Origin of the sequence: Bradyrhizobium sp. 76, from assembly GCF_023073025.1 — a bacterium.
Classification (GTDB): Bacteria; Pseudomonadota; Alphaproteobacteria; order Rhizobiales; family Xanthobacteraceae; genus Bradyrhizobium.
The window spans coordinates 1-11,829 of sequence record NZ_JADPIS010000130.1 but is presented as its reverse complement, the minus strand read 5'-3'; the positions used below and the strand labels follow the sequence as shown (position 1 = coordinate 11,829).

The 11,829-nt window shown below is 59.1% G+C and carries 12 protein-coding genes and 1 pseudogene; 11 read left to right on the top strand and 2 right to left on the bottom strand.

What is annotated here, in order from left to right; genetic code table 11:
• Positions 1 to 126 precede the first annotated feature (126 nt).
• Entirely contained in the window at positions 127 to 273 is a 147-nt protein-coding gene (locus IVB48_RS33205) for a hypothetical protein (RefSeq protein ID WP_247347514.1), read from the top strand.
• A 732-nt stretch (positions 274 to 1,005) separates the two neighbouring features.
• Here the strand turns inward: IVB48_RS33205 and IVB48_RS33200 are convergent.
• Positions 1,006 to 1,596, bottom strand: a complete 591-nt coding sequence (locus IVB48_RS33200) for a hypothetical protein (protein WP_247406769.1) — start codon at positions 1,594 to 1,596, stop codon at positions 1,006 to 1,008.
• 328 nt (positions 1,597 to 1,924) lie between these two features.
• Between IVB48_RS33200 and IVB48_RS33195 the strand changes: the two genes are divergently transcribed.
• The 10 genes and pseudogenes from IVB48_RS33195 (at position 1,925) to IVB48_RS33150 (ending at position 11,065) form a co-directional block, all read left to right on the top strand.
• Positions 1,925 to 2,245 carry an iron-sulfur cluster assembly accessory protein gene (locus tag IVB48_RS33195; protein WP_018457691.1) on the top strand — a complete coding sequence of 107 codons (321 nt, stop codon included), beginning with the start codon at positions 1,925 to 1,927 and terminating at the stop codon, positions 2,243 to 2,245.
• 39 nt (positions 2,246 to 2,284) lie between these two features.
• The gene (locus IVB48_RS33190) at positions 2,285 to 2,578 is read left to right on the top strand and encodes a NifU family protein (protein WP_247406768.1); all 294 of its coding nucleotides are present in this window, start codon (positions 2,285 to 2,287) and stop codon (positions 2,576 to 2,578) included.
• Between the two features lie 18 nt (positions 2,579 to 2,596).
• Complete coding sequence (gene nifS / locus IVB48_RS33185) at positions 2,597 to 3,790, top strand: cysteine desulfurase NifS (RefSeq protein ID WP_247347524.1); 1,194 nt, start codon at positions 2,597 to 2,599, stop codon at positions 3,788 to 3,790.
• Complete coding sequence (nifT, locus tag IVB48_RS33180) at positions 3,787 to 4,008, top strand: putative nitrogen fixation protein NifT (protein WP_247336471.1); 222 nt, start codon at positions 3,787 to 3,789, stop codon at positions 4,006 to 4,008. Before nifS ends, nifT begins: the two co-directional genes overlap by 4 nt.
• A 475-nt stretch (positions 4,009 to 4,483) precedes the next feature.
• Positions 4,484 to 6,601, top strand: a complete 2,118-nt coding sequence (locus IVB48_RS33175; RefSeq protein ID WP_247347526.1) for a prolyl oligopeptidase family serine peptidase — start codon at positions 4,484 to 4,486, stop codon at positions 6,599 to 6,601.
• 626 nt (positions 6,602 to 7,227) lie between these two features.
• Positions 7,228 to 8,784 carry a nitrogenase cofactor biosynthesis protein NifB gene (gene nifB / locus IVB48_RS33170; protein ID WP_247406765.1) on the top strand — a complete coding sequence of 519 codons (1,557 nt, stop codon included), beginning with the start codon at positions 7,228 to 7,230 and terminating at the stop codon, positions 8,782 to 8,784.
• A 15-nt stretch (positions 8,785 to 8,799) separates the two neighbouring features.
• On the top strand, positions 8,800 to 9,021 hold the full coding sequence (locus IVB48_RS33165; protein ID WP_247299039.1) for a 4Fe-4S binding protein: 222 nt from the start codon (positions 8,800 to 8,802) through the stop codon (positions 9,019 to 9,021).
• A 1,115-nt stretch (positions 9,022 to 10,136) separates the two neighbouring features.
• Positions 10,137 to 10,457 carry a nitrogen fixation protein NifZ gene (locus tag IVB48_RS33160; RefSeq protein ID WP_247347529.1) on the top strand — a complete coding sequence of 107 codons (321 nt, stop codon included), beginning with the start codon at positions 10,137 to 10,139 and terminating at the stop codon, positions 10,455 to 10,457.
• Positions 10,454 to 10,693, top strand: coding sequence for a nitrogen fixation protein NifZ (locus IVB48_RS33155; RefSeq protein ID WP_247347531.1), 240 nt, complete (start codon positions 10,454 to 10,456; stop codon positions 10,691 to 10,693). Before IVB48_RS33160 ends, IVB48_RS33155 begins: the two co-directional genes overlap by 4 nt.
• 11 nt (positions 10,694 to 10,704) lie before the next feature.
• Positions 10,705 to 11,065 (top strand): annotated as a pseudogene (locus IVB48_RS33150) (hypothetical protein).
• Between the two features lie 468 nt (positions 11,066 to 11,533).
• Here IVB48_RS33150 and IVB48_RS33145 read toward each other — a convergent pair.
• Positions 11,534 to 11,829, bottom strand: a 296-nt coding sequence (locus tag IVB48_RS33145; protein WP_247406761.1) for a hypothetical protein, incomplete at its 5' end; no start/stop codon positions are given.

Genomic DNA, 11,829 nt, shown 5'->3' with positions numbered 1-11,829 from the left:
CATCGCAATGCGCGCCGACAAGACCGACCAGAGCTTCACTTCAATGATCTATCTGGCCGCGGCCGCGATAAACTCCAGATGAATCCCAACAGACCCTAGGAAGTCGGATATGGCGGCTTTGGGAATGTGACGGTGATCTCGGACGGGGCCGAAATCTTAAAGCGGCTGCCCCGCGCCATGCCGAAACCAACGACCCACATCATCGACTGGTTTCATATTGCCATGGAGATCCAGCCCATACAGCAGATCGCCGATCGCATCGGGCCCTTTTGAGTGCTTCCAGCCATCGGCAGGGACGTCAGAACTGTGAAGTGGCGTCGTGGCATGGGCGGGTCGGCCGCGCGATCCGCGACCTGGAGCAACTTCCCAGGACAGATTCAGTTGCGGCATGCTGCATAGCTTCGCTTCGTTCTCACAACATTGAAGACGTGCGGCCAAGTCTGCTCAGCTATCGCTTGGCCTGGCTCGACCAACCGGCACCCCGCTGTCGCATTTTACGGCTCTGCGGAATTGCATGTACGAGGCAAACCGCTTGACACTGGCTCCCTGGGTTCTCTGGAACGATGCAAACGTGCGCGTTACTTAGTCCCCCTCGGTCTCCATCATTCATGGGCGCAGCTCGCCGATAATTTCGGCTGGCGAGCATCGAACGCGCGACATCTCTGCGCTACGCAGGCTGGCAAAGGCCTGGAGCACAGCGCCAAAGCCGAACCATACATCGGCGATCCGCCCTCTGAAATGTGACCGCGACCATCATCCGATCAGCATTGGATTGTCCGGATCCCCATGGATGCAGTCAGGCGGACGGTCGTGGCCAGCCGGCCCTCAGTGCAGTTGACGACAGTGCTCTTGGCCGACACACGAGTAGCAGAGTGCCGTGTGATCTCCCGAAAGGGAGGCCGGTAGTCCATCACCAGGGTTTTGTCAGAGCCAGTCCCGGTGAAGCGGGCGCAGTGACTCTCTCCGCGGCATAGTCGTCGAGCTGGCGAGAGAGAGAGGTCTGCCTCAGACGGGGCGGTTTTCGCGTCTGTTTTTCACCGGCTCCATTTTGGCCAGTCCGTCCTCGTATGAAACTTCCGTGTATGATCCACCGATGTCCTTGGCCGCGTCGAGCAGGTAGTCGAGCCTACCGGCCGTACCGAGCTTCTTGATGTCATTCTTGTCGACGCCGGCGAGGTCCATCATCTCCTTCCACACAGTTGATTCGTCGCAAGGCAGAATGCGGAAGGTGATGTCGCCTATCTTGGTGCGGTACTTCGCGAGCAGATCAATGTTGTTGCAGAAAATGAAATAGCTGCCTTTGGGGCTCAGCCTGCCATCCAGAACCTTTGCGGCCTGAGGTAGATATGCGAACGAATGCAGATATCCGGCAAGGACTGGGATGGTCGGTTCGCCTTCCTGCGCGATTGCAAGAACTTGTTCAATGGAATAGTCCGGCGGTCGTTTTTCGTCGGCGAGCTGGGCTTGGAACTTCAGCGCGATGTCGCCCCGAAATCCAAATCGCCCCGGCTTCGTTGTCTCGGTCTTAAGCACCGCATTCAGCAACCGCCCCTCCTTGTCCAACTGGCCAAGAGCGGTGTTGTCGATGGACGTCATGGAAGGCTCCTCATCAATCTGTCGTGTACATGCATCGCCAATGCGGCGTGTCCGCTGACCTTATGCAAGTTGTTTGCCGTGCGCCCATGTCTGCAGCGACGCACACGGTAAGCGGCGGATTGGCGCAATGTGCAGGGATAATACGTGCTGGCACCATCACGAGGTCTCGGCCGGATAAGGGCGGGACGCCCGAAAGCCGCCTGTCGCAAACCAGACAGGTCGCAAATCGAATGGTCGCCGCCTTCAAAACCAATGGATTTCAGCTGCATCTCGATTGGCATGGGATTTGCGAATTGTGCCTCCGACAGATACTGAGAGCGAGCCAGAAATGATCAGCCTAACGGACAGCGCCATCAACGCACTGAAGGCCGCAATCTCCTCGACGGCCCAGCCTGCAAGCGGTTTGCGGGTCATGGTCGAAGGCGGCGGTTGCCAAGGGTTCACGTACAAAATGGGTCTTGCTCATGAGCCGGTCTCCGATGAGCCCGTGTTTGAGCAAGACGGGATCAAAGTCTTCGTCGACAAGGCGAGCCGGGCGCATCTCAACGGCACCACGATCGATTTCGTGGTGTCGCTCGAAGGATCAGGGTTCCGCTTCGATAACCCAAATGCCAAATCGAGCTGCTCCTGCGGCAAATCGTTCAGCTGAGCCGCCTTCGGACCATTCGCAATGGAAGGAGCATCGAACATGGGCCTGAAGGCTGAACGAACGAATCAGTCTTCGAGTGCAGAGGCTTCCGATCGCGCGCGGATTGTCCGTGCCGTGCTCGATGAGATTCGGCCAAGCCTCAGGCGTGATCGTGGGGATTGTGAGCTCGTCGGAATCGAAGGCAACAAGATCATGGTCAGGCTCACCGGCGCCTGCATGTTATGCAAGCTTGCGGGAACGACGCTCGCGGCCATTCAGGCGCGCCTGATCGAGCGGCTCGGCGAGTTCGTCCGCCTGATCCCGCTCCCCGCAGCTGCCAAAGAGGGGCCTTAAGTGCAGAGCGGACAGTCCATGCAGCCGATCTACCTGGATAACAACGCGACGACCCGTGCACATCCATCGGTAGTCGCGTCAATGCTGCCGTTCTTCTCTGGGCAATTCGGCAATGCGTCGTCCGGGCATGCATTCGGCATTGAGGTTGCGCCCGCATTGAAACAAGCGCGCCGGAAGCTGCAGGCTCTCGTTGGCGCGGCATTCGATCACGAGATCGTCTTCACCTCGGGCGCGACTGAATCCGACAACACCGCGATCCTGTCCGCGCTCGCCGTGCAGGAGGGACGCGACGAGATCGTCACTACGGCCGTTGAGCATCCAGCCGTGCTGTCCCTTGCCGAGGAGCTGGGCCGACGCGGAATCAAGACCCATGTCATTCCGGTCGATGCAAGCGGCCGATTGAACATCGAGGCTTATCGCAACGCATTGTCGAGGCGGACGTCAATCGCCTCGGTCATGTGGGCCAATAATGAGACCGGTACGATCTTTCCGGTGAAATCCCTGGCCAAGATGGCGCGCTCAGTCGGCGCGCTCTTTCACACCGATGCGGTCCAGGCGGTCGGGCGGATTCCGATTGACCTGAAGACTACGGACGTCGACATGCTGTCGCTCTCCGGCCATAAGCTCCATGGTCCGAAGGGGATCGGCGCGCTGTATGTGCGCAAGGACACCAGGTTCCGACCGCTGATCTTCGGCGGCGCACAGGAGCGGCATCGCCGCGCTGGCACCCAAAACGTTCCGGGCATTATTGGGCTGGGCAAGGCGGCGGAACTCGCTGCGGCACACCTCATACAAGAGCAGACGCAGATTGGCATGCTTCGCGACCGGCTGGAGCAAGGCATACTCGCTCTCGGCTGTTGCATCGTGCTTGGTGATATCAAGAACCGCTTGCCAAATACGTCCAACATCGCATTCGAGCATCTCGAAGCAGAGGCCATCGTCGACCACCTGAACCGCAACGGAATTGCCGCCTCGCTCGGTTCAGCCTGCGCGTCCGGTTCGATGGAGCCGTCCCATGTCCTGCGCGCGATGAGAGTACCACCGGCCTTTTTGCGCGGTGCGGTTCGCTTCTCGCTGTCGCGCGAGACGGCGCCGGGTGAGATCGATCGTGTCCTGCAAGTCCTGGCGGACATCAATGCCAAACAGAGAGCCTTGTGGCGTGCGTGTCAGGAGCGCGCGGGCGAGAGCTCACAAGTTGCGGAGCTCCTATGAAGGTCATGATTCGCCGTTCGCCCGAGACGGGGCTTTCGATTTATGTGCCCAAGAAGGATCTTGAGGAGTCGATTGTCGAATGTGAGCACGAGACGCTGTGGGGTGGTTGGATTAGAATCGCGAACGGGTGGGTGCTCGACCTACCCGCGATGGCGAGTGACACCATCCTTCCAATTACGATCAATGCCAGGAAGCGCGACGGCGAAGCAACCGAATGATGAATGCTGCGACTCCACAGAACCTCGCCAAACCAGCGGATGCGGAAGCTGTTCTTGGCGTAGCGGTCCGGCCTTTGCGAGGAAGGCCACATCAATCCCTGGCTTTGGCTTGGCGTGGTCGAAGGTTCCAGCCGAACCTGCCGATGACTCCGGAAGCGGTCGAACCGTCCTTGGGACCCAAGATGGCGCCGACGCATGGTGTCAAACGCAATACTCGGCGTAGGCCTGCACTGTTGGGCCAGCGAGATGGCGTTGCCGGGGAGGCCTCGCGAGGGCCCATTGTGCTACATCGCCAGCCCGGTCGTTACATTCCGCACATCTTCACAGCGTCAGGCCAATCGCTGCAACTCCGCAAGATGCAGTTTCGAGAGGATTGGATCTCGCACCGGGCCAAGTCGTAGCTCGCAAATCGTGATGCAACGGTCGCGATGCAAATCCTTGAATCAGTCGAATTGCGCGAAGACTAAGGTTGTAAATGACGCATCGTCATACAAGGAGCGTCGACGACTCGCGAACTGGAAGGCCAACGCCCTCCGCTCCTGACGATGATCCCTATCTGTGGTTGGAACAAATAGAAGGCGCGCGGGCGCTGAACTTCGTCGAGCGGCAGAATAGCAGAACCCTGGAGGTGTTTGGCGGACCCGCAGCCGAACGAGACAGAGATGCGCTGACAGCGATTTACGACCGACCTGACAATATCCCCTATGTCAGCCGGCGCGGCGAGTATCTCTACAATCTCTGGAGGGACGCCAATAATCCACGCGGCCTCTGGCGGCGAACCACTCTGGAAGAGTATCGCAGGCTGAAGCCATCATGGGACATCCTGCTCGACCTCGATCAACTTGCGGTCAGCGAAGGCAAAGACTGGCTTCTGAACGCTACGGCCGCACCGCCTGGAAATCACTCGCGATGGATCTTGAGTCTATCGCGCGGCGGAAGCGATGCCGTCACCTTGCGTGAATTCGACTCAGACACGAAGCTCTTCATCCACGACGGCTTTGTCTTGCCGGAAGCCAAAGGCAGCGGCGTATGGCTCGATTTTGATACGCTGGTCTTGTTAAGCTCCCATGGTGACGGCATGGCCGCGACCACGGGCTATGCGCGCACGGTGAGGCTGTGGCGGCGTGGTACGCATGTTGACAACGCGGAAGTGATCTTTGAGACCAAGGCCGCTCATGTGTCAGTCGGTTGCAGTGTTGACGACACTGTCGTGCCGCCCAGGATCTGGTTCCTCGATGCGACAGACGTCTCCAATTGCGTGGTCTGGCTGGGCGATGAAACGGGAGCCAAGACGAGGCTCGATTTGCCAAGTAACATCTGGATGCGGTCGCATCGCAACTGGCTTGCCCTGAAGCCGCGCGAATCCTGGTCTGTGGCAGGGCACACCTATGCCGCGGATACGGTGCTCGTCATCGCGCTGCCGGCATTCCTGGCGGGCAGCCGCCAGTTCGAGATTCTCTTCGAGCCGGGCCCGCGCCGTGCGCTGCAGAGCTTCTTTTGGAGTGCGGGCAAGCTTGTGCTTTGTATTCTCGACGAACTCCGCCCAGTCTTCGAGATCTGCACGCCATCCGATCATCGCTGGAACGGCGAGCAATTGGGCGGGCTTCCTGATCTTGGCGTCGTTGACATCTGGTCTCTCGATCGCAATCCGTCCGAGAGCAATGGCGACTTGCTGGCTCACGTCGAGGATCCGCTCACCCCGCCGTCTCTCATCCTGCTGGAGCGGGGCGTGGGCAGTCCCGCCGTGCTGAAGCAGGCGCCGAAGACGTTTGCCGCAGAGCACTGCGTGGTCACGCGGCACGAGGCCATCTCGATCGACGGCGAGCGAATTCCCTACCTACAGACCGGGCCGGTCAGACAGACCGGCAACGCGCCGGTCCATCTGAGCGGATATGGCGGGTTTGGAATCTCCGTGAAACCTTATTACAATTCCGCGCTCGGTAAGCTTTGGCTTGACTGCGGCGGCACCACGGTTCAGGCAAATTTGCGCGGCGGCGGTGAGTTCGGCACGCGCTGGCACGACGCCGGCCGGCTGGCCGGCAAGAGATTGTCGCATGACGATTTCGCAGCCGTCGCCGCCGATCTCGTTAAGCGCGGCGTGACACAGGCCAAGCGGATCGGGGCCGAGAGTGGATCGAACGGCGGCATCCTCATTACCAACATGCTAACGCGATATCCTGGGCTCTTTGGCGCACTGTTCTGCACCGTCCCGCTGATCGACCTGCGCCGCTACACCAAACTGCTCGCCGGGGCGAACTGGCTCGCCGAATATGGCGATCCCGACAACCCTGAGGAGTGGGAGTGGCTGAAGACCTATTCTGCCTATCATGCCGCAAGACCCGGGCAGTCCTATCCACCGATCCTGATGGCCACCAGGCGGCGGGACGATCGCGTCCATCCCGGACATGCGCGCAAAATGGCAGCGAAGCTGCAGGCGATGGGCTATGAGGCTTATTTATACGAGCATGCCGCCGGCGGCCACGGCTATGGCAAGGACAACAGGGAGCAGGCCGGCTTGTTGGTGCTGGGCCTGCGTTTCCTGAAGAGCAGGATCGGCTGGCTGGATACCGAGGACGTCAGCGACGTAGTGTAGTTGTTGGACGGCAGTTCGTGCGATGTCGACCGAGGCGGCTGCAGCTTTACGAATCTGAGGTGTCCACACCCGCACCACCTACTCGAGATGCCTACCAACGTTTGGACGCACGGTCCAATCCGTGGCCGTGGGGACCCTGGGCACCAGGCGTTTTCTCTTCACCTGCCCGACAATGCGTCCGGAGTGTCAGGAAGGGGCCCGCGTGATCTTCACGACATAGGTCGGTAACGGGTTTCTTGTCTGCATCTAGGAAGCATCGCCGGTTCAAGTTGTCCTTCAAAGCGTCCGGAACGTCTTTTGCGGATTGTGCTTTGCATACGCGTCACATTTCGGCGACAAGATCAACTTTCAACGACACCAGCCGCCATGCTCTTTGCCCAAGGGCATAGATGAACCAGCGTACCGCCCTCGTAATAGCGCTGCCGGGCGCTCTTGTGATCGCAATTCTGTCAGCTTTCGAACATGAGTTGATAAAACGGACATTCGAACAGACGGTGCCTAACTGCTTGACGCGAAACACAAAATACGTTTGTGGCAGGTATGGCACGCCAGTTGCTCTTGGCTTTTCAGAAACGACTCTGGGGATGCTTGCTGGAAGGATTCGGCTTGCGAAGAGAATTGGAAAAATGAGTACTTCAGCGCAACACCAGGTAGCCTGCGGCGGCGGCGAGATCAGCGAGACCATGCAAGTCATGGCTAAGCACAACAGCTGCGGTACGGTCGGTGGGAGCGGCAAGGCCAGGTGCCGATCTCAGGCCCGCATCGGCAATGTGCCAAATGAGGTCTGGGAAAAGGTGAAGAACCATCCCTGCTACAGCGAGGAGGCGCACCATCATTATGCCCGGATGCATGTCGCCGTCGCACCCGCCTGCAATATCCAGTGCAATTACTGCAATCGTAAATACGATTGCGCAAACGAATCGCGCCCCGGCATTGTCAGCGAGAAGTTGACGCCGGAGCAGGCCGCCAAGAAGGTGCTGGCGGTCGCTTCCGCCATCCCTCAGATGAGCGTGGTCGGCGTTGCTGGCCCTGGCGACCCCCTGGCGAATCCGGACAAGACATTCAAGACCTTCGAGCTCGTCAATAAACTCGCGCCAGATATCAAGCTGTGCCTCTCGACCAACGGTCTGGCGCTAGCTGATCATGTCGACACGATTGCAAGACTTAAGGTCGATCACGTGACGATCACGATCAACATGATCGATCCCGATATTGGCGCAAAAATCTATCCCTGGATCTTTTACCGCCACAAGCGCTACACCGGCATTGAAGCTGCAAGCATCCTCAGCAATCGGCAGCTCCAGGGCTTGGAGATGCTCACCGCGCGCGGCATCCTGTGCAAAGTCAACTCGGTGATGATTCCCGGGATTAACGATCAGCATCTGGTTGAGGTTAACAAGGCCGTGAAGTCGCGCGGCGCCTTCCTGCATAACGTGATGCCGCTGATTTCGTCACCCGAGCACGGCACCGTGTTCGGTCTCAGCGGGCAACGCGGCCCGACCGCACAGGAAGTGACAGCATTGCAGGATAGCTGCGAAAGCGAGATGAACATGATGCGTCACTGTCGCCAGTGCCGCGCCGACGCCGTCGGACTGCTCGGGGAGGACCGCGGCGCCGAGTTCACCATGGAAAAGATCATGGCCATGGACATCAAATATGATGAACAGGCCCGAAAGGAGTATCAGGCCAAAGTCGAGAAGGCGCGCATTGCAAAGCTTGCGGCCAAGCAGGAGCAGCTTGCTGGGCTTGCCAGCGCGTCCAGCGAAATCAAGGTGCTGGTGGCGGTTGCAACCAAGGGCTCGGGATTGATCAACCAGCACTTCGGTCATGCCAAGGAGTTCCAGATCTACGAGCTCTCAACTTCGGGCGCAAAATTCGTTGGCCATCGTCCTATTCATTCCTATTGCCAGGGCGGCGATGGCGAGGACAGCAAGCTCGAAATCGCCATCGATGCCATTAACGACTGCCATGCCGTGCTCGTGTCAAAAATCGGCGGCTGCCCGAAGGCCGAATTGATCAAGGCCGGAATCGAACCGGTCGATCAGTACGCCTGGGAGTTCATTGATGGCTCGGCGATCGCCTGGTTCAAACTCTATCTCCATAAAGTCAATGAGGGGAAGATCAAGCACATTGAGCGGGTCGATCCGGCGGCCCGCCGCAATGCGCTGATTTCCGCCGCCTGAGGATGGGTTCAGACAATGCCGTTCAAGATCATCGCCTCGCAATGCACGGGCTGTTCGGCGTGCGAAACGCAGTGCCCGAACTTCGCTATTTCCGAGCGAGCCGGCGTTTTCCTGATCGATCCTGAGAAATGCACCGAGTGCGCCGCCTACTTTGATGAGCCCCAATGCGTGGCGGTTTGCCCGGTTGACAATACATGCGTGCTTGATACGGCGCTGCCGCGTCACCAGGCTGCTTGAGGGCCACGATGGATGTCACTACGACACTCGTTCAGAAACTCGGGCGGATGATGCTCCGCCTTCACGAGGCGCCGGCCACGACTTTCCCCTTCTCAGACCGGGTGGACGGCTCTCCCTGGTCGCTAACCTTTTCGCCAGTTGTCGACCCATATTCTGGCAACGCGCACGTGGGCGGGAGCGCTCGAGCTATTCCTGTCGACCCGAAGGCCGCTGTCTTGGGCGTCAAGGATCAATTTCGCCGATGGACCCACAAAGGGCTGACCCGTCTTCCACGATATCAATCCAGTCACGTGCGGCCATCATTGAACAGGCGACATTCATGCCCGAGGCCTTCTTCAGTTGGTCATCCGAGAGAGGGCGTCCTCACCGAGCCGTGTCTTGGTCGCACGGTATCGAGCCGGCTAAGCATCATCACAGGGCGACAGGGCTATCCTATCACCTCGATGAAAGTGCAGAAATACACCTGCGCCACGGCAGGGCGTTCGGACCCGATCACGTGATGCGGAAACGAATTTCCTGCCACCGGTGCGGTCGGCGCCACCAAGTTGGAATTCGGCTGCCATGAGAGCACCTCGTGCGGGTCTTCCTGTTCCCGCTCAACGCCTATTGCCGACTTGCAGGTGCGTCTCGGGCAACCCGGCGAAGGACGGCAACTGTCGGAGGCTGCTGGTGCTTTGTCCCGCGGACCATGCTAGCGCCAAGGTATTGTTCGGCACGCTCGAGCGTATGGGCGGGACCGTGAGTGATGACGTCCACAATGCCCTCGGTTGCCGGGGTAATCAGGTCGACTCTGTCAGCTGTGCGCTTCCCGCGCTGAAGCACGCGGCTCGCGGCCGGCTCAAGCACGCCCGGCTCCATCACAGACGCGCGTGCCGCGTCGATGGCTTCTTCAACATCAACCATGGGCTCACGGATAGTTATCTCGAGCATCTGGATTTTAGGCTGCGGGCATTGATGTTGCTGCACCGGGATCCCGACAGGCTCATGCAATCCGTGACCCCAAGCGCCGCCGTGCGGGAATGGAGGGGGTCCATCGAGCATCATGATAGGGCGGTTCGTAAGCCCGGGCGCTCGCGAGGCGCGGTACAGTTGAACCATGGAGCGGGGACGGCAGCATGAGCAACATCGCCCGTGATAGTGACATCGTCGAGCTGACGGACGCCCCCTTCTTTGATTATGGTGACAACGTGCGGGCCAACCGCACCATCCGCAACGACGGCACCTATGTGGGCAAGGAGATCGGTGAGGTTCTGGTCAAGAAAGGAGAGCTTGGCTATGTCGTCTCGATCGGCACGTTCCTGCAACAATTTTATATTTATGGAGTCGAATTCCTCGGCTCCGGCAATCGCGTCGGCATGAAATGCAAGGAGCTCGATCTAGTCACGCCAAGCCACGAAGGCGAGGAGCCGTTGTTGCCAGGAGCGGCACCCCGATGATCGAACCCAGATCGCCAAAATACCGGTCAGGCCAACGTGTCAAGGCGGCGATCGATCTGCTCAACGACGGTTCCTTTCCCGGCGCGTCGGCGGAAGAGTGTCTGGTCAGCGTCGGGTATATTGGTCAGATCGTCCAGGTCGGTCGCCATACGGAAGCGAACCTACCCATTTATATGGTCGACTTCGGCAAGCAGTTGGTGGTTGGCTGCCTCGAGGCAGAAATCTCTGCAGTCTAGGATATCGCGCAATGAACGCAGCAATCATCAGACGACATCATTCTGGATTGCCTGCGCATCCCAACGAGCTCGACCGGTGGCGGATCGTGCGCGCGCTGAAGAAGCGCGAGCACTACCGATATGTCTCGCCAAAGGTGACAGCGGTTGCTGGCGGCTATCTGGTCGAGAGCCCGTGCTGCTCAGGCAATATCAATGCGGAGGGCGGCCTCGGTCGAGGTCGCGCTGCTGCACCACGATAGGACTGGGGCGGCATGGCAGCTGCTCCGCAAAGATCACCGCACGGGCGTTTGGGAGTGGCATTCAACCCATCAACGGCTTGGCCTGGCAACAGCGGTTCTGAACGCCGACCCTGAACGTTTGTTCTGGCAATAGATTGTGGAGATGGTGCTCGAAGGCGTCTTGACGGACATCGAGTAGACGCTCGCCGCTATTCATACAGCCTCTGAGCCCTGCCTGACGCTCCGGCAGAAAGCTCCACATCTTGCCTGGATTTGTTGCGAGGCGTCCGAGATGACGCAGAATCCGTTCCGCCGGGTTGGAAGTTCGACCTGCATCTACTCGACAGTGAAGGTCACTGTTACAGATCACGAATGATCCGCAGCGCGCCGGCATTGTGCTGGCCAAGCGCTCTGGCAAGTCGATCAAGCAATCGCCTGCCGGTGCCAAGCTCACACAGGACGGCTAGGCCCGCGGGTTGCTTGCCATGCCGTAGTGCCCGGCCCGGGAATATCACGATCAGGTCGCTCGCTCGTCCATCGGGTCCATAAGACGGGGACAGGCGATGGTCTCCCAGAACTGTTCGCTGAGGACGGAATCGCCTGGGAACGTCAACGTGGCTTATTAAACCAAGGATACTGCGGTAGATGAAGTTTGGATCAGCGAGCCGTGCTCGATCTGCTGACGAGGAATAACGCTCAGGCTTTGTAAGATGTGCCTTTGTGAGTACTCGCCCTTAGGTCCACCGCCGTGCACTCGCCGTGAAGGCCGGTTGATGATGCGCGCGCAAGTGAGGCAGTGCGACTGTCCCGGCCCATCCGCTCTAGCAGTCTGCTGAAAAACCTTGGAATGGAGAATTTTCATTTTTCCGCCGGTCGTTTTTGGAGCGGCGCGGTAGAGTTGGATGTAATTTCGAGCTT